This window comes from Acetobacter suratthaniensis (genome assembly GCF_017377745.1).
Taxonomy (GTDB): Bacteria; Pseudomonadota; Alphaproteobacteria; order Acetobacterales; family Acetobacteraceae; genus Acetobacter; species Acetobacter suratthaniensis.
Window position 1 is genome coordinate 178,461 of sequence record NZ_JAFVMG010000002.1, and the last position, 23,854, is coordinate 202,314.

Below are 23,854 nucleotides of genomic sequence, written 5' to 3' on the forward strand. Positions count from 1 at the left end.
AGCTGGAGCCAGTCCCATGCCCGCACCCTGCGACAACACCGCAGCACAGGCCGTACGCGATGCCGCCTATGACAATGTTGCCGCCGTGCCGGGCAGCCGGGACTGGATGGCCCGCCTGCGGGCGGATTCAGAAAGTTTTCGCACGCGCCTTCATACTATACGGCAGGATGTGCAATGGGGGCCGGAACCCGCCAACCGCTGGACATTCTATCCCTCTGGCCGAACCGATACCCCCTGCCTGATTTTCATTCATGGCGGATACTGGCAGTGGAACCGGCCGGAAGACTTCGCCTGTCTGGCAGAGGGGCTGCTGGCTCACGGCTGGTCGGTTGCCATGCCTGCTCATACGCTCGCCCCTTCAGCCAGCCTGACCCGGATTGTGCATGAACTGGAACAGGCACTGAACTGGCTGGCCGAGCGGGGGGCAGCTTATGGGCTGCATGCACCCTATGTACTTTCAGGCTGGTCGGCCGGGGGCACGCTCGCCACTTTGCTGCTTGGCCATCCGCTCATAAACGCAGGGCTGTGCCTCTCGGGCATTCACGATCTTGCCCCTTTACGGAACACATACCTGAATGCCGCGCTAAAACTCAGCATGCAGGAAATCGAGGATTTTTCTCCGCTACGTATTCCCCCCTGCCCCAAACCGCTCTGCCTTGCCTTCGGCACAGAGGAGCTGCCGGTTTTCGCGCAGGACGCCGCCGCACTCCTGACCTTACGAAACCACCATAACTGCCCGACAACCTTCATGCCGGTACCGCAGAAGGATCATTTCCGCATGCTCAACACGTTGCGCGCGCCAGACGGGTCTCTGACACGCTGGCTGGTGGAAACATTCGGACACTTTCCCCCATAAGTCATTTCATACCAAAGGATTTTTCCCTCAGGAATCCGTTTCCGGTCTCTCCGCCATAATGGAAACATGGGCCGCCAGAATACGCCATCCTACCTCCCCCCGGATCCATGTCTGCATCTGCCGCCCGATAGCCGTACCACCAATACGGCGGAATTCCAGACTGACGACCGCCATCGTTTCATTCACACAAACAATGTGCCGCCGTAGCACTTCACGCGGGGGAGACCCACCCGCCCGCGCACGCCGAAACGCCGCAATGGCCTCTGCTCCATACAGATTTTCACCCACGCCGTAGCGCACAGCCTCCGGCCCACTCCAGAACAAGGCGTCCAGTGCTGGCATGTCATTGCGGCCCAGCGCCTCCTCATACGCATCAGCGCACCGGGCGACCTGCACCATCATATCCGGGTCATTCAGGCGCATGGGTCACAACCCCTATTTTCGGGGCGTTTTGTATCAGTTCTGGCGGGCATCATAATCTTCAGCCAGCATTATCGCCCCTTTACGCGCCAGCGCCTGACAGGGCGCATTGGTATTGGCACTGACAATATTGGGCATGATCGACGCATCAATCACACGCAGGTTTTCAACCCCTTTTACGCGCAGCCTCGCATCCACCACGGCCCTGTCATCCCGGCCCATGCGGCAGGTGCCAACAGGGTGCCACATGGTGTTCACCACCTTGCGTATCCACTGAGCTATCTCTTCATCGCTCTGGATTGCGGCACCTGGGGCAAGCTCCTCCTCCGTAACCTGAGCCAAGGCATCCTGCGCCATAACTGAACGCGCCGCCCGAATAGCGGCTACGGCATCGCGCAGATCCTGCTCGTCCTCCATGAAATTGGGATTGATCAATGGCATGGAGTCCGGGTTTGCATCCGCCAGCCTGACCCAACCACGACTGCGGGGCCGCAGCAACACGACTTCCAGCGTCACGCCGGGGCGCTTGCCGGTAGGGATCAGCCCATCTTCGGAAATAACCGGAACATGGTAACACTGCACGGTCGGATCTGCTGTGAAATCCTGCGGATTCCAGTGCGAGACAGTTTCGATACCATTGCCCGCAATGGGGCCATCTCGCGTCAGCAGATACCGCAAACCGGCCTTTGCCGCCCCCAGACCGCCACAAATATCCTGATACCCGAGCTTACCGCGCACATAGGTGCGCACACAGCAGATCGGATGATCCTGAAGGTTTTCACCAACCTCTGGCGCCTCAACCTTAACCGGAATCCCAAATGCATTTAACTGTTCTCGCGGGCCAACCCCGGAATGCATCAAAATTTTGGGGGACTGCACCGCCCCAGCCGATAGCACAACCTGCCGCGCCAGCACCCTGTGGCTGCGCCCGCCAGCAAGATATTCCACACCATAGGCCTGTCCTTCGCGGATCAGTACCCGTGTAACGGTTATCCCTGTAACCGCTTTGACACGTCCGGATTGAAGGTGGCGCCGCAGATAGGCATCAACGGCGCTGCACCGCCGCCCTGCCTCAATATTGGTCTGCACGGGAGAAACACCAATCTGGCTTTCCCCGTTGTAATCCACATTATAAGGCAGACCATATTCCTGAAACGCCTTGACGCAAAGCCGGTTCAGCGGATTGATGTGGCGTGTCAGCTCTATTTTCATATCGCCGTCAGCGCCATGATAGGCGTTATGAAAGGTATCGCTACATTCCTGCGCAATGAAATGCCGTAGCATTTCAGCATAGGACCAGTCTTCCTCGCCACCTACGGCTTCGTTCCACTCATCATAGTCGCGCGGCTGCCCGCGCACATAACACAGCGCGTTGACAGACGAACCACCCCCCATGACCTTGCCAGACCGATAGGGCCGGGCCGTACCATACTGGGGCACGGTATCGTATTTCCATACATGACGGTCGTGCTCAAGAAGCTTTGCATATCCTGCTGGTATTTTTATGAACGGGTCTTTATCGGCCCCTCCGGCTTCCAGCAGCGTGATACGGGCATCCGTGTGTTCGGCCAGATAGCCTGCCACAACACAACCGGAAGCCCCCGCACCAACAATGACGATATCTGTTTCCGTATCCGGCATTACTCTTGCTTTCATGCGGGTTGTCGCGGCGCATCTCGGCAGAGATACGCCGCCGGACTGTTATACGATTAAAGCTGACCTGCTTCAGGCCGCTGCACGCAGGGCTTTGTTCTTTTTTCTTCTGGCCAGAACCCAGTAAAGAACACCCGGCACCACGATACCCAAAATCCAGGAAATATCGATACCACCAAGCTGATTTGCAATCACACCTGTATAAAGGCTGTTGGACAGGAACGGTACCTGCACCACAATGCCAAGCACATAACAGGCTACAGCCAGTCCGTTGACATAACCATACACGCCGCCATCATTCCGGTAGAGCGAGGGAATATCATAACGCCCGTGCTCAATCAGGTAGTAATCAACCAGATTGATCGCAGTCCATGGCGACAGGACAGCCAAAAGCAGGAGTAGAAAATTGCTTATATTATCAAGCGCATCTCCACTCAGGCTCATGGTCAGCAACGCAGAGGCACAAACCAGAACCGCAGCCACAACGGTACGCGCTTTTTTGGAAGGTTTCCATGAAGGCGCGAAAGTATGCAACAAAGTCAGGCTGGACAGTGTCGCGCAGTAAATCTGCATTGATGCACATACAATGGTGGACGCAAAAAACACGATATAGATGACCGCAGGCAGTAGACCGGAAACCTGACGGAGTGATTCGTAGTAATTATCACCCGAGATGGTACCCGCCACATACGCTCCCACAATCATAGGCAGGGCTGCGCCAATGGCGCTACCCGAAAGGCAACCGTAAAACGCTTCCTTTTCCCCTGTATGCACAGGCAAATAGCGCGAATAATCCGATACATACGGTGCATAGGCAACCTGCCACAGCACACCAACCGAAATCGCCATCAGAAAATCATGCGCGCTGGGTGCTGCAAAAAAGGGAAGTTTCAGCGCCCCGAAAGGACTGAAAATGTAAATGGCCCCCACCACAACAAACACGATCCCCGCAATGTAGGAGAACGCGGCAATAAAACGCTCCAGCAGGGCATGACCAACCGTGCAGAGCACCCACACCATGAACGCCGAGGCATAAATAGCCGGATGGCTGGAAAGCGGGCCAAAGAAGGTTCCCGACTGATCACGCCCAATGGCAAACAGGGTTGAAGCAAAACCAATATACATAAAAATAACGATCAGGATGACCAGCAGCGAGCCGTAAACCCCAAACTGGCCACGGGTCTGCTGCATCTGCGGAATACCCAGATGTGGCCCCTGTGCGGCATGCAGAGCCATGAAGATGCCGCCCAGCACGTTACCCAGTATAATGGCCAGAATGGCCCACCCCACGGAAAGATTACACAACTGGGTATAGATCATGCCGGTCATGAAGGTCAGAACCGTCTGGTTTGCCCCCAACCAGACGGTTGCAAGAGAACGGGCATTCCCACGCCGGACATTATCCGGGATTGGGAATATTGTTTCGTCTTCGATATGAAATGAACTGTTTTTTCCGCCCTGCGGATCCAGAACACTTTCGGACATGTCATTATCTCCAAAAAGACAGGAAGCAGGCAAACGCCGGTCAGCCCCGGCACAGTACAGCCACAAAAATCATCAGAACGGGAAAGAGGCTTTTCCCGTCTGGAACGTCACCCATTTGAGTTCCGTCATTTCCTCAATGGAGTAGCGCCCGCCTTCGCGGCCGAACCCACTGTTTTTGACACCTCCGAAAGGCACATGCGGCTCGTCGGAAATGGTCGAATCATTGATATGCACCATGCCCGCCTCGATATTCTGAGCGAAATACCAGGCATCACGCAGGTTCTCGGTCATAACGGCCGCAGACAGGCCATAAGCCGTATCATTGGCAAGCCTGAGCGCATCCTGCGTATCGTGTGCACGCAGGACAGACACCACCGGGCCGAAGGATTCCTCATGGTAAATCCGCATATCGGGCGTGACATCACTCAGAACCGTTGGTGCAAAATACGGCCCCTCATAGGTGCCGCCACACTGCACAATGGCCCCTTTGGACACAGCATCTTCTATCTGCCCGGCAATAAATGCGCATTGCGAAAGCCGGATAAGCGGCCCCACCACCGTATCCTCCTGCTCTGGCGGGCCTACCCGCACATTTTGCGCACGCTCGACAAAACGCTGACAAAACACGTCATGCAGGCTGGCATCCACAATCACGCGCGAGCCAGCCATGCAGACCTGCCCCTGATGCAAAAAGGCCCCGAAGGTGGCCGCCCGCACGGCAGCATCAAGGTCAGCATCCCGCAGAACAACCAGCGGCCCCTTGCCGCCCATTTCCAGCGTAATGCGCTTTAGCCCACGGGCTGCGCCTTCCGCCAAAAGGCGTCCGGTACGGGTCGAACCTGTAAAGGTAATAGCCTTTATCCGCGCATCTTCCGTCAGGGCGGGAGAGACATCAGACACAGCCGCATTGATCACGTTCAGCACGCCCGGCGGTAGCCCGGCCTCATCAAACAGATCAGCAATCAGCAGGCCAGAAAGCGGTGTTTCTTCTGATGGTTTGATAATAATCGCATTCCCTGCCGCCACGGCGGGCACGACTTTTTTCATGGTCAGCAGAAACGGTGAATTGAACGGGCAAATGCCTAGCACCACCCCCAGAGGCTGGCGGAAGGAAAGGGAAACCCGGCCATCAATCGTCGTGGGCATGGTTTCACCCGCGATCCGGCGGATTTCTCCCACCATGGTCTGAATAAGATCAACCACATAGTCGATCTCCCACAGGGCTTTTTTAAATGCCGAACCGGACTCCCTGATCAAAAGTTGCTGGATTTCCGTACGGCGGGCCAGAATAACCTCTCTCAGACGGAAAAACAGCGCTTCCTTGGTGGCAACCAGTGTCGCGGCCCAGTCCTTGGCGGCTCGCTGCGCACTGTGCAGGGCGGCCTCAATTTCAATTGCAGATGCCTGATGCACATACGCAATCAGCGTATTGTCGGCCGGGCTATGGTCAGGGGCCAGAACCTCCTGCGCGGACGCCACCCACTGGCCATTCACATACAGCCCGTAAACCGGAATACCGTTTTGTTCACAAAGAGGTTTCAGCATCGTTTCACCGTTCGTATTGTGCCACACGCATGAGCCACCCGGCCTGTTTTCTGGCCTGCATTCTCGTGCCCGTTCCTTACGGCGGCCCGCAATCCACGTAAGGGCCGCACCTTCATATTCCGATAACGGAACGATTGCACAAAGCGTGAAGCCGCGCAATACTAATCAGTATGCTGATAAAATATCCCTTCATGCAGGCAGATCAGCAGGCACCATAGGCAGAACACGACAGAACCGCTTATGCTGCCCGCTCCGCCATAAAACAAAACATCAAACACAAGCGGGACAAAAAATGCTTCATACACCACGATCAACCAGAGGCATGGTGACATCGCCGCACCATCTGGCCAGCCAGAGCGGGCTGGAAGTTTTGCGCAAAGGTGGCACAGCACTGGAAGCCGTCATTGCAACAGCCGCAACCCTTTCCGTTGTATATCCACACATGACCGGGCTTGGAGGAGATGCCTTCTGGCTCGTGGCCTATCCAGACGGCACAACCACCGTCATAGATGCTTCTGGCCGAGCCGGGCAGAACGTCAGTCAGGCGCTTTACAGGGCTGCGGGTCATGACAGTGTGCCGTGGCGCGGGGGACTTGCCGCCAACACCATGGCCGGCACAGTTTCAGGCTGGCAGGAAGCCCGGCGACAAAGTGCGCGCCTGGCCCCCTGCCTACCATTGGAAACCCTGTTTGAAGAGGCCATTTTTTACGCGGAACATGGTTACCCCATGAGCCAGAGCGAAGCGCTGATGCTGCGTGAAAAAATGCCAACCCTGCTGGCCAGCCCGCAATTTCGTACGGCTTATGATATACCGCAGGTGCCAAAAACCGGACATATCCGCCGCAACCCGGCCCTTGCCCGCACGCTTGAAACACTTGCCAGCAATGGTCTGGAAAGTTTTTACGAAGGCTCCATCTCCCGGATGCTCGCTACAGGCCTGACGGATGCCGGTAGCCCGCTCTGCGCTGAAGATTTCGCCAGCCATACCGTACGGGTTACACACCCCCTACATACAGACCTGCCCGGTGCTCGCGTCTACAACGCCCCTCCGCCCACACAGGGTGTCGCGTCACTGGCCATTCTCAAACTGTTCAGCCTGCTCGATCGGCCACAGGCCGAAAGCTTCGGCTATGTGCATGGTCTGGTAGAGGCCACCAAGCGGGCCTTCCTGTTCCGTAACCAACACGTACAGGACCCTGATAGCATGAGCGAAGACTGTCAGGCTTTTCTGGACGATGAAAGTCGCTTACGCACGCTGGCCGATAGCATTGACAGCCACCGGGCCATGCCATGGCCCCACCCTGCACAGGCAGGGGATACGACATGGATGGGAGCAGTCGATTCCTCCGGTGTCGTCGTCAGCATGATCCAGAGCCTGTATTTCGAGTTCGGCTCCGGCATTTTCCTATCCGATACGGGCCTGTTCTGGCAAAACCGGGGGGCATCCTTCCTGCTTGCTCCACCAGATAGCCCTGATGGCTGGAATATGCTCGCACCAGGCAAAAAGCCTTTCCACACCCTCAACCCCGCCCTCGCCCGCTTTGCCGATGGCCGCGTCATGGCCTATGGCACGATGGGAGGAGAAGGCCAGCCCCAGACACAGGCTGCGCTATTCACCCGCTATGCGCTGTACGATACGCCGTTACAGCAGGCCATTTCCGCCCCCCGCTGGCTGCTAGGCCGCACGTGGGGCGATGATAGCACGGCCCTGAAAGTGGAAAACAATCTTGATTCCAGCATCCGGCACCAACTCGCAGAGGCCGGACATACCGTTGTCGAGGTAGAGGCCCTTTCAGACCTTATGGGCCATGCAGGCGCCCTCGTTCACCATAAAAACGGCCTGCTGGAAGGCGCCACCGACCCCAGAAGCGATGGAGCCGTAGCCGCATTCTGACAGACTACACAACACCCACCACCCGTGCGCGCCACACCCGCTGCATCTGGCGCGCGCAAAACCGAGATTGGCACACAATCTAGGTAACTGACTGAAAAATAAGGATTTTTCTAAGCAATGGCGGATGGGGTGGGATTCGAACCCACGGTACGGTTCCCCGCACGCTGGTTTTCAAGACCAGTTCCTTAAACCGCTCGGACACCCATCCAGCTTCGCCAAGGCCATGTCTTATAAGCAGGATGCAGTGGGGCTGTCCAGCCACCTGCCTCCTATATGGTGCAAAGACAGCAACCCGCGTCTGCCCCATGGTGCTTGCCCTTCCAGCCACGGGACTGTACAAGCCCCATCCTGAATAGCCATTCCTCTTGGGAACCACGTATGAAACAGCAGGCAAACCTGATCCGTGCCGGTCAGGTCATTGAGCATGACGGTCGTCGCTGGACGGTCTTGAAGCAGCAGATCATCACCCCCGGCAAGGGCGGCGCTTTCATTCAGGTTGAAATGCGCGACCTCAAAACCGGTAACAAGACCAACGAACGGTGGCGCACGGCTGATACCGTCGAACGTCTGATGACCGAAGACCGGGAATATCTGTACTCCTACACCGATGGTGAACTGCTGGTACTGATGGACCCCGAAAACTTCGAACAGCTCACGGTGCCGCTTGACCTGCTGGGCGAACAGGCTCCCTTCATTCAGGACAACATGACCATCAACCTGCATCTGGTTGAAGGCGACCCGGTGGGTATTGATCTGCCGCCGCAGGTCACGCTTGAGGTTGTCGAGGCTGATCCTGTTGTCAAAGGACAGACCGCCAGCTCATCTTACAAGCCTGCCAAGCTTTCCAACGGGGTCAAGACCATGGTGCCGCCCTTTATCGAAGCGGGTGAGCGTATCGTGGTTCGTACGGAAGACGGTTCTTACGTCGAACGCGCCAAGAACTGATCTTTTTCCGTCTATCCACCCTTAAAATCAGGACAAAACACCGTGGCCATGCGTCTCTCCCCCGTCATGATGGTGATGCAAACCGCAGCTCAGAAAGCGGCCAAGCGCCTGCTGCGTGACTTTAACGAAGTCGAGCAGCTCCAGGTCAGCATCAAGGGGCCGGGCGACTTTGTCTCCCAGGCGGATTTACGCGCAGAGCAGACTCTGCGCGAGGAACTGGAGCGCGCCCGCCCCGGCTATGCCTTCCTGATGGAAGAGTCCGGCGCATCAGGCAGCGACAACTGGACCTGGCGCTGGGTGGTAGATCCGCTGGACGGCACCACCAACTTCCTGCATGGCATTCCTCACTGGGCCATTTCCATCGGCCTACAGCGGCGCCTGCCCGATGGCCGTGTAGAACTGGCTGCCGGTCTGGTTTACAACCCCGCCGCTGGCGAAATGTTTTGGGCTGAAAAAGGCTCAGGAGCCTACCTGAACGAACGCCGCCTGCGCGTATCCGCCCGGCGCGATATGCAGGAAGCCGTTTTCGCAACTGGTATCCCGTTTGCCAAAGTGCCCGCCAAACAGCGTCTGCCGTTTGCCCGCGTCATGGGCAACCTCATGCCGCGCGTGGCCGGAATCCGTCGCTTTGGGGCGGCTGCCCTTGACCTCGCATGGGTCGCGGCCGGACGCTACGAAGGTTACTGGGAGTTTGGCATCAAACCGTGGGACTGCGCGGCGGGTGCCCTGATCGTGCGTGAAGCGGGCGGTCAGGTAACCGACACCGCCGGTGTGGATCTGGATGACCTGCCTGACGATGTCATGATCGTGGCTGGCAACGGCAACATGCACGGCAAGCTGCTCGAAGTGGTTGTGGAAAGCCTGAAGAATCAGGACTGATTTTTCAACTGGCTTTCAGGCTCAGGCCCGCGTGTTCCGGCACGCGGGCTTTTGTTTGTGAAGCGCGGCCTTTTACCGCATAGCCTCTGGCATTGTGCCTGCGAATAGCTCATCTAGAGAGTATGCACTCCTCCTTTCCCTCCGCGCATGATGCTCCGGCTTTTGTCCCTTACCGGGGCGGCTTTTCGCTTCTGACCGAGGATGGGGAACTCCTGCACCTTTCCGCGCAGGCACTCCGCGAGCGGCTTGCCGCGCTACCGCCTGCCCTTGTCGTTCATGCGCCAGCGCTGGCCCGCAGGCTGGGGCTGCCAGCACCGGGGCAACCTGCCCCATGGCTGGACCTGCTCGAACTCTTTGCCTTCGTACACCCGGCCCGCCCGGCCGTACCCACGCCACGAGGACTGGCTTTGGCGCTAGGGCTGGATGTGGAAGGGCAGGAGACCATCGAAGCTGATCTTCTCCCCAACCTGCTTGCCACCCTGCTGAATGACCTGCGGCAGCGCAATACAGGAGCCGAAGCCGACAGTCTTGCGGCATTCTGTCTGCGAATGGCGCAAGCAGGATGGCCTTGGGCTGGCACAGTGGCTGAAACGCTGGAACTCGAAACCCGGCTCACACCCCGCGGCACCCTGCCCGAAGATGCCCTACAACCCGCCGATGCCCTCAGAGTTTGGCGCACACTCCCCAAATGGGAGGAAAGCGCTCCACGCCCCCCACCGGCCTCGCATGCCATTACGCCGCTAGAAGTACGTGCCAGACTGGCCCATATTCTGGGCGAAGGGGCGGAAAGCCGTGCTGGGCAGGCAGACTTTGCCAATGTCTGCATTAACGCCTTCGAGCCACGCAGCATGCCGGGCGACCCCGCCGTACTGCTGGCCGAAGCGGGCACTGGCACTGGCAAAACTCTGGGTTACATCGCCCCCGCCAGCGTCTGGGCCGAACGCAATGACGGTGCGGTATGGGTCAGCACCTACACCCGGCACCTGCAACGCCAGATCGAGCAGGAAACCCGCCGCCTTTACCCTGACAGCGCAACTCACCGGCAGAAAGTCGTGTTACGCAAGGGGCGCGAGAACTATCTGTGCCTGCTGAACATGGAAGAAGCCGTCAATACGGCAGCCAGCCGCCCGGCAGGTGTAACCATTGCCCTAGCCATGCTGGCACGCTGGGCGCTGGCCACAGCCGATGGCGACCTGATGGGCGGCGATCTGCCGGGCTGGTTTGGCGATCTGTTCGGCCAGGGGAATCTGGCCGGGGTTGCGGACAGGCGTGGCGAATGTATCCACGGCGCCTGCCCGCATTATCAGCGCTGCTTTGTCGAACACGGAATCCGCCGCGCAAAAGATGCGGATCTGGTGATTGCCAACCATGCGCTGGTTATGGCGCAGGCTGCCTATGCGCAAGCGGGGATCAGTGATGATGCCGCCAACAGCCCGGAAAATGCTCCACCGTCACGCTATGTGTTTGATGAAGGGCACCATCTGGCCGATGCGGCGGACAGCGCCTTCAGCGCCGAACTCTCCGGGCTGGAAGCGGCTGAACTCCGGCGCTGGCTGCTGGGAGCCGAAGGCCGCCGCTCCCGCGCACGTGGGTTAAAGCGACGGCTGGATGATCTTGTGGTCGGCCACCCCAAGCTGGAAACCCCGCTGGATGCAGCCCTGACAGCAGCCCATGCTCTCCCATCGCCCGGCTGGTCAACCCGCCTGACCGCAGAAGACACCCCGCCAGAGTCTGCCGAACCCGACCTTCCCCCGGTGCCGGAAGAGTCTTTCCCGGCCACCCTGCTCCTCCCGCCCGATGCGCCCACAGCGCAGCCGATCATGGAGAACCCGACCGAAGTCTTTTTACGCCTGCTACGCCAGCAAAGCCTCGCCCGCGCCCATGAGGGCGGACGACAGCACGCACAGGGGGGCACGCTTGAATGTGACCTGCACCCCCTTGTGCCCGGTCTGGCGGAAGCCGGGCAACAGCTCTCCCGCGCACTAACCCGCCTTGTCGAACCGCTGCGCACGCTCTGTGAGCGCCTGCGCGCCCGACTGGAAGACGATGCGGACAGTCTGGACAGCCCTACACGCATACGGATCGAAGCCATGACACGTGCCCTGCACCGGCGCGCCATTGCCCGGCTGGATGCGTGGCTGGCCATGCTAGCCGAGCTGGAGCAGACACCCGATGCGCAGGGCCACGTACCCTCGCATGTGCATTTCATCCGACTGGAGCGGCGTGAGCGCCAGCGCATGGGTGAACAGGATGTGGGCCTGCACCGCCACTGGATAGACCCGACCATTCCCTTTGCCGCAACCATGGCCATTCCCGCACAGGGCATGCTGATCACCTCGGCCACCCTGCGTGACCATCAGCCAGCCCCCCCCACCAGCCAGCCCGATGACAGCCACGAGGCAGATGATGCCGAACGCACGTGGGAAGCCGCAGAGGCCCGCACCGGGGCCAATCATTTTCCCTCCCCCGCCATTCGGGCGAGCCTTGCCAGCCCGTTCAACTATCAGGCCCAGACTCGTGTCTTTATCGTAACAGATGTGGACAACAGCAGCATTGTCGATCTGTCTGCCGCGTTTCGCACATTGTTCATGGCATCGGGTGGGGGAGCACTGGGGCTTTTTACCGCCATCTCCCGCCTGCGGGGGGTGCATGAGCGCATTGCCCCCACGCTGGAGGAAAATGGCCTGCCCCTGTACGCCCAGCATGTCGATGCCATGGACAACAATACGCTGGTGGATATTTTCCGCACCGAGGAACACGCCTGCCTGCTTGGCACCGACGCCATGCGGGACGGGGTGGACGTACCGGGCAATGCCTTGCGACTGGTCGTATTTGAGCGGGTTCCATGGCCGCGGCCTGACATCCTGCACCGCGAGCGGCGCATTCATCTGGCGGGGGGAGACCCCAAAGGCTTTGATGATGCTATAGCCCGCCTGCGCCTGCGTCAGGCTTTCGGGCGGTTGATCCGACGCCAGTCAGATCGTGGGGTGTTTGTCCTGCTGGACCGGCGCGCACCCTCGCGCCTGCTTTCCGCCTTTCCCGGCGGGGTGGAAACACACAGAGCCGGGCTGGCGGAAACCGCACGCGCCATTACGGCATTCCTGCATGCCGAACCTGATGCGCCCACAACCGACAGTCAGACCGCCGGGTTGGATGGCGCATAGGAAAACGGCCCCCCGTAAAACAGGGAGCCGTAACGACCTTACAGAACCTGCAGGTTCGTCGCAGCCTGCTTGCCACGCTCTTCCACCAGATCGAAGGACACTTTCTGCCCGTCGTTCAGGCCACGCAGGCCAGCAGCCTGAACGGCCGTAATATGCACGAAAACATCCTTGCTGCCTTCATCGGGAGCAATAAAACCATAGCCTTTGGTGGTGTTGAACCACTTGACGGTACCGGTGGGCATGGGCGGGAACGATCCTTGTTTCTCTTCAACTCCCGGCCACACACAACGTACTGCCGGGGTTCATGGCCCCAATCCCGTCATGCGCGGGCGGTCTTGTCAATGAGAATATCCAGCCACCCCGTCAGGAAGCCAGCGTATTTTCCAGAAAGAGCAGGCTGCGCTCGCGGGCAAGTGCATAGGCTGGTGCGTTAAAAGCCGCCCGTTCAGCACAGCCAAAACCGTGCCCGGCATCGTCGTAGACAAACATCTCCACTTCCGGGTGTGCCTGACGGATGGCGGCAATATCCGCAGGCGGAATGCTGGCATCCTGCCCGCCAAAGTGCATCTGCACCGGACAGGCAGGCTGTTGATTCAACGCCGCAGCAATGCCCGCGCCGTACCAGCAACAGGCCGCAGCCAACCCTTCAAGCCTGCATGCACTTTCCCATGCCAGTGTGCCACCCCAGCAATACCCGATCATACCTGCCTTGCCCGAACGCGGATGCGCCAGAACCGCACGCAGGTCAGCCAATGTCTGCTCAAGGGGAATCCGGGCGCGCAGGGCTTTGCCCTCTTCCACATCCGCCGCCGTGTAGCCCAGCGTCACGCCGCGCTCGGCCCGATCGAACAGGGCCGGAGACAGCACATGAAACCCCGCCTTGGCGAAATCCTCGCAAACCGCGCGGATATGATGGTTCACGCCAAAGATTTCCTGCAACACCACCAGTGTCGGGTTCAGCCCCGGCTGACCGGCCTCCCACACTTCAAAACCGTGGCCATCAGCCGCCTCGAGTGTTATCCAGTGTCCCATAAGAACGCGCCTTTCCTGCCGGGTTTACCCTGGCGTTAAGAGCACCATAACCGATGCCTTCACCCGTCATTATGACGTGAAAAAGAAACTGGGCGCCATTCCTTGACACCGCCTTGGGGCGCACCTATCTCCTGTTCTGGCACTCCCGGGGTGGGAGTGCTAACGTAACGCGGCGTTATGTTACGCGCGGCAAAACTGATGGCGCTGCTTCCCGATACAAGGGCGCTGTCACAGAAAAGAATGTGGAGCGATCCATAATGACGAAGTTTCGTCCCTTACACGACCGGGTAGTTGTCCGCCGCCTCGAAAGCGAGCAGAAGACGGCTGGCGGAATCATCATCCCCGACACCGCCAAGGAAAAGCCGATGGAAGGCGAAGTTGTCGCCGCCGGCCCCGGTGCACGCAACGAGCAGGGCCAGATTGTGGCTCTGGACGTCAAGGCTGGCGACCGTATCCTGTTTGGCAAGTGGTCCGGCACGGAAGTGAAGATCGACGGCGAAGAGCTGCTGATCATGAAGGAAAGCGACATTCTGGGCGTGATTTCCGCCTGATTCGCTAACCCTTATCGCAATTCAAGAACGATCTTCACAGGAGACATTCAATGGCTGCCAAAGACGTAAAGTTTGGTGCTGATGCCCGCCAGCGTATGCTGCGCGGCGTGGACATTCTGGCCGATGCGGTCAAGGTAACGCTCGGCCCCAAAGGCCGTAACGTGGTTCTGGACAAGAGCTTCGGCGCACCGCGCATCACCAAGGACGGCGTTTCCGTCGCCAAGGAAATCGAACTGGCTGACAAGTTCGAGAACATGGGCGCGCAGATGCTGCGTGAAGTGGCTTCCAAGACCAACGACATCGCGGGCGACGGCACCACCACCGCCACCGTGCTGGCTCAGGCTATCGTGCGTGAAGGCATGAAGGCCGTTGCCGCTGGCATGAACCCGATGGACCTCAAGCGCGGTATCGACAAGGCCGTTGCTGTTGTCACGGAAGAGCTGAAGAAGAACGCCAAGAAGGTCACGACCCCGGCGGAAACCGCTCAGGTCGGCACGATTTCCGCCAACGGCGAACACGAAATCGGGCAGATGATCTCCGAAGCCATGCAGAAGGTTGGCTCCGAAGGCGTTATCACGGTTGAGGAAGCCAAGCACTTCCAGACCGAGCTCGACGTTGTGGAAGGCATGCAGTTCGACCGCGGCTACCTGTCCCCCTACTTCGTCACCAACCCGGAAAAGATGACTGCGGACCTCGAAAATCCGTACATCCTGATCCACGAAAAGAAGCTGTCTTCGCTGCAGCCCATGCTGCCGCTGCTCGAAGCCGTTGTGCAGTCCGGCCGTCCGCTGCTGATCATCGCTGAAGATGTCGATGGCGAAGCGCTGGCCACTCTGGTTGTCAACAAGCTGCGTGGCGGCCTGAAGATTGCCGCTGTGAAGGCTCCGGGCTTTGGCGACCGTCGTAAGGCTATGCTGGAAGACATCGCGATCCTGACCGGTGGTCAGGTTATCAGCGAAGACCTCGGCATCAAGCTCGAAACCGTTACGCTGAACATGCTTGGCACGGCCAAGAAAGTGCATATCGACAAAGAAAACACCACCGTTGTCGATGGCGCTGGCAGCTCGGACGACATCAAGGGCCGCGTAAAGCAGATCCGTGCGCAGATCGAGGAAACCTCCTCCGACTACGACCGTGAAAAGCTGCAGGAACGTCTGGCCAAGCTGGCTGGCGGTGTTGCCGTGATCCGCGTTGGCGGCTCCACGGAAATCGAAGTGAAGGAACGCAAGGATCGCGTGGACGATGCCCTGCACGCAACCCGTGCGGCTGTTGAAGAAGGCATCATCCCCGGCGGTGGTACGGCTCTGGCCCGCGCCACGACGGCTCTTGCCCACCTGCACTACCACAACGACGACCAGCGCGTTGGTGGCGACATCATCCGCCGCGCCCTGCAGGCTCCGCTGCGCCAGATCGCCCTGAACGCGGGTGAAGATGGTGCCGTTGTTGCCAGCAAGGTTCTGGAAAACGACGACTACAACTTCGGTTTCGACGCTCAGGCAGGCGAATACAAGAACCTGGTTGAAGCCGGTATTATCGACCCGGCCAAGGTTGTGCGCACGGCTCTGCAGGATGCAGCTTCCGTCGCCGGCCTGCTGATCACCACCGAAGCCATGGTGGCTGAACGCCCTGAAAAGAAGGCGGCTCCGGCCCCTGACATGGGCGGCATGGGTGGCATGGGCGGTATGGACTTCTAATACCCCCTTCCGTATCCAGTCGGAAAACGGCCGTGACTTAACTGTCACGGCCGTTTTTTTATGCCCGCATGCCTACCCTGCCCGCCTCCGCGCGTTTGCATCCTCATACGTGCAAGATTTTTCTGGACAATCCGGGCCGGAAAACGCTTTTTACCTCCACTTACCCGGCCCGGCTAAGAGGCCGGGCTGTCTGTTCCTTCCTTGCCCTTGCTGGAAACCCTCATGCAGGCTGCCCGATCAGACAAAAGTGCCACTCTTTTCAAGGTTACTCTGGCACTTCTGCTGTATTTCATTACCTCCACGCTGGTTATCCGCTTTACGACCGACGGGCACAGCCATGCCACTATCTGGCCGGGCAACGGCATTATTCTGGCACTTCTGCTCAATCGCGGCCTGACCCTGCGCAAACGCGTTCTATGCCTGACCTTTCTGACTGACATTCTGGCCAAAAGCATTGTCTGGTCATGGACACCGTGGTTCATTGCCTCGGCTTTTCTCAATGTTACGGAAATTGCATTGGTTGCGGCTCTAGCCCGGTTCTATACAAGCCACGGCAAACCCTTTGCCTCGGCCCGCACGGTTCTGAATTTCACACTGATCGCGGGCATTGCCATTCCATTCGCCATTTCCATTCCCGGCGCATTCGTAAGTGGCACGGCCCATAACAGCAGCTTCTGGCTCTCTTTCTGGGAGTGGTTTTTCAGCACATCCTTCGGGTTGCTGATCTTTACCCCCATGTGCACCTCGCTGTTTGGCGGGCGCTTTGTGCATGATCTGACGGAAAACGGTAGCTATCCCGCATGGAAAATCGGCGTGGTTCTGCTCTGTCAGGCCGCCCTGTCAGTGCTGGTGTTCAGCCAGAGCACCTACCCGCTTCTGTTCATTCCTGCGGAAACACTCATCATTTCATCCCTGCTGATCGGAGAGGTCGGGGCCAACCTGTCTTTCATGATCATTACAGTTGCGGGACTCGTCTTCACGATTGATGGCAAAGGCCCGATCAGTCTGGTTCATACCAATCATTTCGGGCGTGAAGTGCTGCTGCAGATCTATCTGTTCATCCTGATGCTGACGGAACGGCCAGTTTCTTCAATTCTCATGAGCAAGCGCGCCCTGATCAAACGACTAACCGCGCGCGAACAGATGCTGGCTCTTGCACTCATCAACGCCACCGACAGTATTCTCAGCTTTGACCGTGACTGGATATGCCGCTGGGCGGGCGGTGCCTCACTCTCACTTCTGGGCGTGGCCAATGAAAACCTGCCCCTGCAACGGTTGAGCAACATTCTGGCGACTGACAACAGGGAAGTCCTGACCCTGATGGAAACGTTTTTCAGTGCTGACCAGTATTCCGCCATTCTTGAAATCGCGGCACCGCATATGCCCGGCACCACGATTGAACTGAATTTCCGCAAATTTTTCGATGCAGGCACAGTTGCGGGGGCTATTGTCACCATCCATGATGTAACCCGGCGCAAGCTCAAGGAAGACGATATCGCCCGGCAGTCCGAAAGCGACCCCATGACCGGCCTGCTCAACCGGGCAGGATTTCAGAAACGGATCAATGCGCTGATTAACGCAGCGCATGCCGATTTCTCACTCGCCTATATTGATGCCGATCATTTCAAGGACATTAACGACCATTATGGTCACGAGGCGGGCGATACGGTGCTGAAAACCCTCGCAGCCCGGATAAGCCACCAGACGCGCGAGAGCGATATTGTCTCGCGCTTTGGGGGCGATGAATTTGTGCTGGTTATTACCAAAAACCAGAAGGATGCCGCTGCGACCCTCGAGCGCATTGTACGCGCGGTGCACGACGAGCCTATCGCCCTCGATACGGGCGAAACCATTCATATTTCAATCAGTTGTGGCGTAGCCCCCTATAGCGAGGGCGTGTCAGTCGAATCCCTTTTACGCCAGGCCGACAGCGCCTTGTACGAAGCCAAAAAGGCAGGCCGTAACCGGGCCTGCGAGATCAGCCCCGTTATCGTATCACCGCAAGTGACCATAGCCTGAGGCAGAAGGCCTCAGGCATGAACAGGCTCAGATGATATAATCAATCGGGGGCAGCGTCTGATCCATGTTGAGTGCTGGCATGCTGCCAACATGGCGCGTGCCAACCTTACGGGCCGGATTGCCAACCACAGTCGTAAAGGGCGGGACAGGTTCGAGCACTATCGAGCCTGCGCCAATCTTGGCACCTTCGCCCAGTTCGATATTGCCCAGCACCTTGGCCCCCGCCCCGATCAGCACACCACGGCGCACCTTGGGATGACGATCACCACTATGCTTGCCGGTGCCACCAAGGGTGACATTCTGCAGAATGGACACATCATTTTCGATCACGCAGGTCTCGCCCACTACAATACCTGTGCCATGATCGAACAGGATACGCCGCCCAAGGCGGGCTGCTGGGTGAATGTCCACACTGAACAGCTCTGATGCACGGCTTTGCAGGTGCAGCGCCAGATGCACCCGCCCCTCGCGCCAGAGCCAGTGTGCGACACGATATGTCTGCACCGCATGGTAACCCTTGAAAAACAGAAAGGGGGTTACAAAATCCGGGCAGGCCGGATCACGCTCACGGATCGCCAGCAGGTCTGCCGCTGCTGCGCATACAATATCAGGATCGGCCTCAAAACCTTCCTGCACCAGTTCGCTCAGCGCATCAGCCGCTACCGAGCGATCTCCCAGCTTGCGCCCGAGAAGCGCTGCCAGTGCCGAGGCAAAATCAGCGTGATTCCGCACACCGGTTGCCAACAGCCCACGCACCAGCGGGTCATTGCATCCGCAGGCTTCGTGGAGCATCTGCTGCCATAACGTCGCAAGCTGGGGCGCGCACAGGCTGCTGCTCTTGTCAAACTGGCTGGATGCCAGAACGCTCTGCTCCCTGCTGTCCGTCATGACTCCATTATCCATGATCGTTTCCTGCTCCTACAGCCCCATGGCATGTCGCACAAAAGCCCTGCGCAAGGCCGGAATGCGGTGTACGCCCGCAATACCAAGGTCGCGCGCCAGACGCAGAACCGGATTATTGTTACTGAACAGCCTGTCCAGCGCATCGGTTGCCGCCAGCATCAGCATATTGGCCGGACGGCACCGGGCCTGATAGTTGGCCAGCAGTTCAGCCGCGCCAACATCCTGCCCTTTTGCATGCGCCTCAACCAGCAGCGGCACAAGCTGAATGATGTCCCGATACCCCAGATTAAGCCCCTGCCCGGCTATGGGGTGGATACCATGAGCGGCATCCCCCACAAGCAGCATGCGGGTATCCGTATAGCGCTGGGCATACTGCGCGGACAGCGGATACGTCCACCGCCGCCCGACCGGCGTTACACGGCCAAGGCGTTCCGTGCCCATGCGGCTTTCAACCTGCCGGGCAAAAACCTCATCCGGCAGGGCAGCAAACCGCTCAGCCGTGCCATCCTTGTCGCTCCAGACAATGGCGGACATATGGGGGTGTTCTTCCGTGCCACACATCGGCAACTGTGCGAACGGCCCAGCAGGCAGGAAGTGTTCAAGCGCACTGTTATCGTGCGGAAACTCATGCGCAATCGCACAGACAATGGCAGTCTGCCCATATGGCAGGCGCGTCAGGCCGATACCGGCCTCTTCCCGCAGGCGCGAGCGGCGACCATCGGCCGCGACAATCAGCTTCGCCCCGAAAGAGCGGCCATCAGACAGGCGGACATGCGCACCTTCCGCCCGGCGGGTAATGCTGGCCTCTACCGGGGCCAGAACCGTAATACCGGCTGTTTCCGCCAGACAGGCGTTGAGCGCCACACGCAGGGCGCGCGCCTCGATCATCCAGCCGAAAGGCTGCCCCGCATCCTCACGCTGGAACTCCAGAAACAGAGAGGACGCAGGCTCCCCCGGACGGCCATCCGTAACCAGAATATCCTCAATCGGGCAGGATGGACGCGGAAGGGCATCCCATACCCCCGCTTCTTCCAGAAACCTCTTGGGGCCAGCGGCAATAGCATAGGCCCGGCCATCCAGATCAGGATGCTCCATACCCGCAAGCTCGGTCCGGTCCAGCACAGCAACACTCAGCCCAGCACGCCCCAGACGGCAGGCCAGCGACGCGCCAACCGGCCCCGCGCCCACAATACAGACATCTACATCGGGCAGAGTATCCGCGGGAAAAACGCCTTCCGCCACGGTGGCTGCGGCCTTCTGGTGCATAAGCTCGGTTTCCTTCAATACGCAGTCCCCGCCCTCTCACGGGCAGGCCCGCCACGCACGGGGCGGGCAGCGGCATCATATATGCGCTTGCCCGCCGGGAAAAACCAGACATGCGCTCAGAACATCCCACATAAAAGCCTAGCGCGGCATGACCAAATGTGTCAGTCTCGGAACAGGAAAGAAATGATTATCGGGAGGGAGTAAAAGTTAAATGAAACTGATTACAGCCATTATAAAGCCCTTCAAACTCGGCGATGTGCGCGAAGCGCTCGCCCCGCTTGGCGTGCAGGGTCTGACCGTTTCCGAAGTCAAGGGTTTTGGCCGCCAGAAAGGCCAGAACGAAATCTACCGTGGCGCCGAATACCGGATCAGCTTCCTTCCCAAGATCAAGGTGGAAATCGCTACAACTGACGATCTGGTTGATCAGGTTATCGAAGCCATCCTTGATTCCGCTCACACTGGCAAGATCGGTGACGGCAAGATTTTTGTCAGCGATCTCGACCGCGTTATCCGTATCCGCACCCGCGAAACAGGCGATTCCGCCCTGTAATTAACGGATTTTCCGCCTTTCCATGCCTACCATCCCTTAGGGGTAATGGCATGGAAAGGCCGGGCGCCTCCTAGGAGCGCGCACTTGCGGCAGACTTTCGAAAAAGCGACTTCATGCTTTAAACGTCCGGTCTGCCCGGCCCATCTCCCACCGTTTTCTTTCTTGTTTTCGTGCGGGGTCTCACCGCTCAGGCAAGACGTGCAAGCCCTCTAGACGGGCCTGCACGCCTTGCTACGCTCTGGGTGCAACGCCTCGCACCCGCTATAGGCTTTCTATTAATCGCCACCTTGTGATGAGACCGAATAGTATAGTTTTACTTTCGCGACACCCAAACATAGGTGCGATACAGCCCTCAGCAGGCCAAACCAACCATCAGACGCCACACGAATATTACGGACACCGTGCCTGCGCTCCTTTTTCGCGCAATAAAAAAGCCTCCGCCACATCCCGTGGCGGAGGCTTTACCCCTGTCAGACCGGCTCTCCCAAACGGGAGAGCCCGCCAACAACTCAGAGGTTGATCTGTTCCCCATGCAGGGACGTATCCAGACCTTCCTGTTCCTGATCGGGGGTAACCCGCAGGCCGATCACGACATCCACAACCTTGAGGATGATAAAGCTGACCAGAGCACACCATACGATGGTGACCATGACAGCTTCACCCTGCACGATCATCTGCTTGAAGGAACCAACGATCCCTTCAGGGCTGGAGTCCGTAGCGGAGAGCGGGCCATAGGCCAGCAGACCAGTCAGCAGCGCACCAACAATACCGCCAACACCATGCACGCCAAAGGCGTCCAGACTGTCATCGTAACCGAGCATGTGCTTGAGGCTGGTTGCACTCCAGTAGCAGACCACGCCAGTGATCAGACCAATGACCAGCGCGCCGCCGGGCAGCACGAAACCAGCCGCCGGGGTAATGGCCACAAGGCCACCCACAGCACCGGAAATGATACCCAGAACAGTCGGCTTGCCAGCACGCAGCCATTCCATAACCATCCAGGACAGGCCCGCCGCCGCAGCAGCAATCTGGGTCGTGACCATGGCCATGCCCGCACGGCCAGCAGCACCCAGAGCAGACCCGGCGTTAAAGCCGAACCAGCCCACCCACAGGAGAGACGCGCCAATAACGGCGTAGGTCAGGTTGAACGGAGCGAGATCATCATGCCCGTAACCCTTGCGGCGCCCCAGAACCAGCGCACAGACAAGACCGGCCACACCAGCATTGATATGCACGACCGTGCCACCCGCGAAGTCAGCCGTGCCGAGAGCAGCCAGCCAGCCCATCGGGCTCCACACCCAGTGAGCGATCGGGGCGTAAACCAGCAGCGACCACAGAACGGAGAACACGCACATGGCGCTGAACTTCATGCGTTCTGCATACGCACCGGCGATCAGGGCCGGGGTGATGATGGCAAACGTCATCTGGAAGACCATGAAGACGCTTTCGGGGATGGTCATCGTCGAAGCGTTGGGCGTGCCTTCACCAATAGTGAAGGGAATGTCCGCACCATTATGGATGTGTTCGCCAAGTCCGTTGAGGAAAAGTCGTGAAAAACCACCAATCCACGGCGTGCCATTGCTGAACGCCAGAGAGTAGCCAGCCACCATCCAGACAATGGACATGAGACAGCACAGGGCAAAAGCCTGCATCATGGTAGCCAGAACGTTTTTCTTACGCACCATACCGGCGTAGAAAAGACCCAGACCGGGGATGGTCATCATCAGCACCAGCGCCGTGCTGGTCAGCATCCAGGCGGTATCACCGGTATCGATGGCCGGAGCGGCATCAGCCGCGAGGGCGGAACCACCACCCAGCAGCGAAACCGCAACCGCGCCCGCCAGCAGTGACAGGGATGAGGCCATCCCCGTGCGTTTTACGGCAGAATATGCCCTAGGCAATGACAGGAACATATATTGGGTCTCTCCTTAAACTCAAGGCTCTCAGCAATACTGGTCTTAATGATTTACGATCCTGACAGTGCCATTGTTTGACTTGTATCTCAAGCGGAACAAAGCGCCCTTTGCCACCATATTCCGTAATCATGGCCAGAATCTGGAAAAGAGCAGGCAGAATAGCGCCCGACAGCCTGCACTCCCACACAGCCTGTCAGGCCTGAAAACCTGTGAAATTATGGCTTTCCATGTGGCACAGCCAAAGGTTGCCGCCACCATGCCCCCTCTGGCTTTGGCATGTGTATTTTCTGGCGAATGCGGCATGGATGCCACACCCGCCCGGACCGTTATGCGCCCTTGATTGCGCGGGAAACCGGACGCGGCGGCAAGGATGTCCACCGATACAATGCCCTTTATCATTCCGTGGATTTGCCGTAGCGTACGGCCGTCATCGCTCTTCTGGCTGACGGACAGGGCAATGGGCCAATGCGCCCGTCAGGGGACATGAGCGTGCATCTTCCTGCCTATCTTCCTCGTAAGGTCATCACCATGAAAGTATTCGCGCGTATTGGTCTGGCGGCGACGCTGCTCACCTGCACCACCGTCATGGCCGCCCCCGGCGCCCATGCGCTGACAGCCAAGGAATGCCACGAAAAATTCAAGGAAGCGAAAGCCGATGGCTCGCTGAAAGACCAGACCTACAAGGCCTTCAAGGCCGCCACATGCGATGCAGCCGAACCGGCAGCCGCAAAGCCTGCTGAAACCAAAGCCGCTGAACCCAAGGCCGTGGAATCCAAGGCTACCGAGGCAAAGCCCGCCGAAACCAAGCCTGCTGAAACCGCCAGCAGCGCCAAGCCTCTGCCCGCCAGTGCCGAAGGCGCGGTTTTCCCGAGTGCTGTCAGCGCCCAGTATTCCAAGCTCAGCGCTGGTAAAGCCCGCCAGAAAACCTGCCTTGACCAGTACAACGCCAACAAGACCAGCAACGCCAATGGCGGCCTGAAATGGATCCAGAAAGGTGGCGGCTACTACAGCGTGTGCAATGCGCGCCTGAAAGGCTGATACGCCTCAACCCCATGACAGGCCGCAGCTCTGGCCTGCCATGG

At 58.7% G+C, this 23,854-nt stretch carries 19 protein-coding genes and 1 tRNA gene; 10 read left to right on the top strand and 10 right to left on the bottom strand.

Annotated elements, in window-relative coordinates; translation table 11 throughout:
• Positions 1 to 16: 16 nt before the first annotated feature.
• Positions 17 to 856, top strand: a complete 840-nt coding sequence (locus tag J2D75_RS04380) for an alpha/beta hydrolase (protein ID WP_207853213.1) — start codon at positions 17 to 19, stop codon at positions 854 to 856.
• A gap of 27 nt (positions 857 to 883) precedes the next feature.
• On the opposite strand, the gene hpxZ is transcribed toward J2D75_RS04380, so the two are convergent.
• The 4 genes from hpxZ to J2D75_RS04400 form a co-directional block, all read right to left on the bottom strand.
• Positions 884 to 1,279, bottom strand: coding sequence for an oxalurate catabolism protein HpxZ (gene hpxZ, locus J2D75_RS04385; RefSeq protein WP_207853215.1), 396 nt, complete (start codon positions 1,277 to 1,279; stop codon positions 884 to 886).
• Between the two features lie 33 nt (positions 1,280 to 1,312).
• Positions 1,313 to 2,917, bottom strand: a complete 1,605-nt coding sequence (locus tag J2D75_RS04390) for a GMC family oxidoreductase (RefSeq protein ID WP_207853217.1) — start codon at positions 2,915 to 2,917, stop codon at positions 1,313 to 1,315.
• Between the two features lie 84 nt (positions 2,918 to 3,001).
• Positions 3,002 to 4,414: a purine-cytosine permease family protein gene (locus J2D75_RS04395; RefSeq protein WP_207853219.1), complete on the bottom strand. Its 1,413-nt coding sequence runs from the start codon at positions 4,412 to 4,414 to the stop codon at positions 3,002 to 3,004.
• A 72-nt stretch (positions 4,415 to 4,486) separates the two neighbouring features.
• On the bottom strand, positions 4,487 to 5,959 hold the full coding sequence (locus J2D75_RS04400; protein ID WP_207853221.1) for an aldehyde dehydrogenase family protein: 1,473 nt from the start codon (positions 5,957 to 5,959) through the stop codon (positions 4,487 to 4,489).
• A 292-nt stretch (positions 5,960 to 6,251) separates the two neighbouring features.
• Between J2D75_RS04400 and J2D75_RS04405 the strand changes: the two genes are divergently transcribed.
• The gene (locus tag J2D75_RS04405) at positions 6,252 to 7,853 is read left to right on the top strand and encodes a gamma-glutamyltransferase family protein (protein WP_207853223.1); all 1,602 of its coding nucleotides are present in this window, start codon (positions 6,252 to 6,254) and stop codon (positions 7,851 to 7,853) included.
• Between the two features lie 118 nt (positions 7,854 to 7,971).
• On the opposite strand, the gene J2D75_RS04410 is transcribed toward J2D75_RS04405, so the two are convergent.
• Positions 7,972 to 8,061: transfer RNA gene (locus tag J2D75_RS04410), tRNA-Ser, on the bottom strand.
• A 170-nt stretch (positions 8,062 to 8,231) separates the two neighbouring features.
• Here J2D75_RS04410 and efp point away from each other — a divergent pair.
• The 3 genes from efp (at position 8,232) to J2D75_RS04425 (ending at position 12,841) form a co-directional block, all read left to right on the top strand.
• Positions 8,232 to 8,798, top strand: a complete 567-nt coding sequence (gene efp, locus J2D75_RS04415; RefSeq protein ID WP_207853224.1) for an elongation factor P — start codon at positions 8,232 to 8,234, stop codon at positions 8,796 to 8,798.
• Between the two features lie 48 nt (positions 8,799 to 8,846).
• Positions 8,847 to 9,677 (top strand): inositol monophosphatase family protein, encoded by an 831-nt coding sequence (locus J2D75_RS04420; protein WP_207853226.1) that lies wholly within the window; start codon positions 8,847 to 8,849, stop codon positions 9,675 to 9,677.
• Between the two features lie 122 nt (positions 9,678 to 9,799).
• On the top strand, positions 9,800 to 12,841 hold the full coding sequence (locus J2D75_RS04425) for an ATP-dependent DNA helicase (RefSeq protein ID WP_207853228.1): 3,042 nt from the start codon (positions 9,800 to 9,802) through the stop codon (positions 12,839 to 12,841).
• 38 nt (positions 12,842 to 12,879) lie between these two features.
• On the opposite strand, the gene J2D75_RS04430 is transcribed toward J2D75_RS04425, so the two are convergent.
• Both J2D75_RS04430 and J2D75_RS04435 read right to left on the bottom strand, forming a co-directional pair.
• On the bottom strand, positions 12,880 to 13,083 hold the full coding sequence (locus J2D75_RS04430; RefSeq protein WP_141374737.1) for a cold-shock protein: 204 nt from the start codon (positions 13,081 to 13,083) through the stop codon (positions 12,880 to 12,882).
• A 121-nt stretch (positions 13,084 to 13,204) separates the two neighbouring features.
• Positions 13,205 to 13,873: a dienelactone hydrolase family protein gene (locus tag J2D75_RS04435; protein ID WP_207853230.1), complete on the bottom strand. Its 669-nt coding sequence runs from the start codon at positions 13,871 to 13,873 to the stop codon at positions 13,205 to 13,207.
• A 257-nt stretch (positions 13,874 to 14,130) separates the two neighbouring features.
• On the opposite strand from J2D75_RS04435, the gene groES reads away from it, so the two are divergent.
• The 3 genes from groES (at position 14,131) to J2D75_RS04450 (ending at position 18,137) form a co-directional block, all read left to right on the top strand.
• Complete coding sequence (groES, locus tag J2D75_RS04440; RefSeq protein WP_207853232.1) at positions 14,131 to 14,424, top strand: co-chaperone GroES; 294 nt, start codon at positions 14,131 to 14,133, stop codon at positions 14,422 to 14,424.
• A 50-nt stretch (positions 14,425 to 14,474) separates the two neighbouring features.
• On the top strand, positions 14,475 to 16,118 hold the full coding sequence (gene groL, locus J2D75_RS04445) for a chaperonin GroEL (RefSeq protein ID WP_207853234.1): 1,644 nt from the start codon (positions 14,475 to 14,477) through the stop codon (positions 16,116 to 16,118).
• Between the two features lie 222 nt (positions 16,119 to 16,340).
• Positions 16,341 to 18,137, top strand: a complete 1,797-nt coding sequence (locus J2D75_RS04450; RefSeq protein ID WP_207853236.1) for a sensor domain-containing diguanylate cyclase — start codon at positions 16,341 to 16,343, stop codon at positions 18,135 to 18,137.
• 27 nt (positions 18,138 to 18,164) lie between these two features.
• Here J2D75_RS04450 and cysE read toward each other — a convergent pair whose 3' ends face one another.
• Both cysE and J2D75_RS04460 read right to left on the bottom strand, forming a co-directional pair.
• Positions 18,165 to 18,929, bottom strand: a complete 765-nt coding sequence (gene cysE / locus J2D75_RS04455; RefSeq protein WP_408736738.1) for a serine O-acetyltransferase — start codon at positions 18,927 to 18,929, stop codon at positions 18,165 to 18,167.
• Between the two features lie 126 nt (positions 18,930 to 19,055).
• Positions 19,056 to 20,306: a UbiH/UbiF/VisC/COQ6 family ubiquinone biosynthesis hydroxylase gene (locus tag J2D75_RS04460; protein WP_207853240.1), complete on the bottom strand. Its 1,251-nt coding sequence runs from the start codon at positions 20,304 to 20,306 to the stop codon at positions 19,056 to 19,058.
• A 211-nt stretch (positions 20,307 to 20,517) separates the two neighbouring features.
• Here J2D75_RS04460 and J2D75_RS04465 point away from each other — a divergent pair, with 211 nt between their 5' ends.
• Positions 20,518 to 20,856 (top strand): P-II family nitrogen regulator, encoded by a 339-nt coding sequence (locus tag J2D75_RS04465; protein ID WP_025860447.1) that lies wholly within the window; start codon positions 20,518 to 20,520, stop codon positions 20,854 to 20,856.
• A gap of 509 nt (positions 20,857 to 21,365) precedes the next feature.
• Here J2D75_RS04465 and J2D75_RS04470 read toward each other — a convergent pair.
• On the bottom strand, positions 21,366 to 22,769 hold the full coding sequence (locus tag J2D75_RS04470; protein WP_408736735.1) for an ammonium transporter: 1,404 nt from the start codon (positions 22,767 to 22,769) through the stop codon (positions 21,366 to 21,368).
• 486 nt (positions 22,770 to 23,255) lie between these two features.
• Between J2D75_RS04470 and J2D75_RS04475 the strand changes: the two genes are divergently transcribed.
• Positions 23,256 to 23,810 carry a hypothetical protein gene (locus J2D75_RS04475; RefSeq protein WP_243428486.1) on the top strand — a complete coding sequence of 185 codons (555 nt, stop codon included), beginning with the start codon at positions 23,256 to 23,258 and terminating at the stop codon, positions 23,808 to 23,810.
• Positions 23,811 to 23,854 lie beyond the last annotated feature (44 nt).

Excerpts from the sequence above, each read along its gene's own strand:
- efp (WP_207853224.1), top strand. The coding sequence starts at position 8,232 with ATGAAACAGCAGGCAAACCTGATCCGTGCCGGTCAGGTCATTGAGCAT.
- J2D75_RS04460 (WP_207853240.1), bottom strand. The coding sequence starts at position 20,306 with ATGCACCAGAAGGCCGCAGCCACCGTGGCGGAAGGCGTTTTTCCCGCG.
- J2D75_RS04390 (WP_207853217.1), bottom strand. The coding sequence starts at position 2,917 with ATGCCGGATACGGAAACAGATATCGTCATTGTTGGTGCGGGGGCTTCC.
- J2D75_RS04395 (WP_207853219.1), bottom strand. The coding sequence starts at position 4,414 with ATGTCCGAAAGTGTTCTGGATCCGCAGGGCGGAAAAAACAGTTCATTT.
- J2D75_RS04420 (WP_207853226.1), top strand. The coding sequence starts at position 8,847 with ATGCGTCTCTCCCCCGTCATGATGGTGATGCAAACCGCAGCTCAGAAA.
- J2D75_RS04475 (WP_243428486.1), top strand. The coding sequence starts at position 23,256 with ATGAGCGTGCATCTTCCTGCCTATCTTCCTCGTAAGGTCATCACCATG.
- J2D75_RS04380 (WP_207853213.1), top strand. The coding sequence starts at position 17 with ATGCCCGCACCCTGCGACAACACCGCAGCACAGGCCGTACGCGATGCC.
- hpxZ (WP_207853215.1), bottom strand. The coding sequence starts at position 1,279 with ATGCGCCTGAATGACCCGGATATGATGGTGCAGGTCGCCCGGTGCGCT.
- groES (WP_207853232.1), top strand. The coding sequence starts at position 14,131 with ATGACGAAGTTTCGTCCCTTACACGACCGGGTAGTTGTCCGCCGCCTC.
- J2D75_RS04400 (WP_207853221.1), bottom strand. The coding sequence starts at position 5,959 with ATGCTGAAACCTCTTTGTGAACAAAACGGTATTCCGGTTTACGGGCTG.
- J2D75_RS04470 (WP_408736735.1), bottom strand. The coding sequence starts at position 22,769 with ATGTTCCTGTCATTGCCTAGGGCATATTCTGCCGTAAAACGCACGGGG.
- J2D75_RS04450 (WP_207853236.1), top strand. The coding sequence starts at position 16,341 with ATGCAGGCTGCCCGATCAGACAAAAGTGCCACTCTTTTCAAGGTTACT.
- J2D75_RS04405 (WP_207853223.1), top strand. The coding sequence starts at position 6,252 with ATGCTTCATACACCACGATCAACCAGAGGCATGGTGACATCGCCGCAC.
- J2D75_RS04425 (WP_207853228.1), top strand. The coding sequence starts at position 9,800 with ATGCACTCCTCCTTTCCCTCCGCGCATGATGCTCCGGCTTTTGTCCCT.
- J2D75_RS04465 (WP_025860447.1), top strand. The coding sequence starts at position 20,518 with ATGAAACTGATTACAGCCATTATAAAGCCCTTCAAACTCGGCGATGTG.
- cysE (WP_408736738.1), bottom strand. The coding sequence starts at position 18,929 with ATGCTCCACGAAGCCTGCGGATGCAATGACCCGCTGGTGCGTGGGCTG.
- J2D75_RS04435 (WP_207853230.1), bottom strand. The coding sequence starts at position 13,873 with ATGGGACACTGGATAACACTCGAGGCGGCTGATGGCCACGGTTTTGAA.
- groL (WP_207853234.1), top strand. The coding sequence starts at position 14,475 with ATGGCTGCCAAAGACGTAAAGTTTGGTGCTGATGCCCGCCAGCGTATG.
- J2D75_RS04430 (WP_141374737.1), bottom strand. The coding sequence starts at position 13,083 with ATGCCCACCGGTACCGTCAAGTGGTTCAACACCACCAAAGGCTATGGT.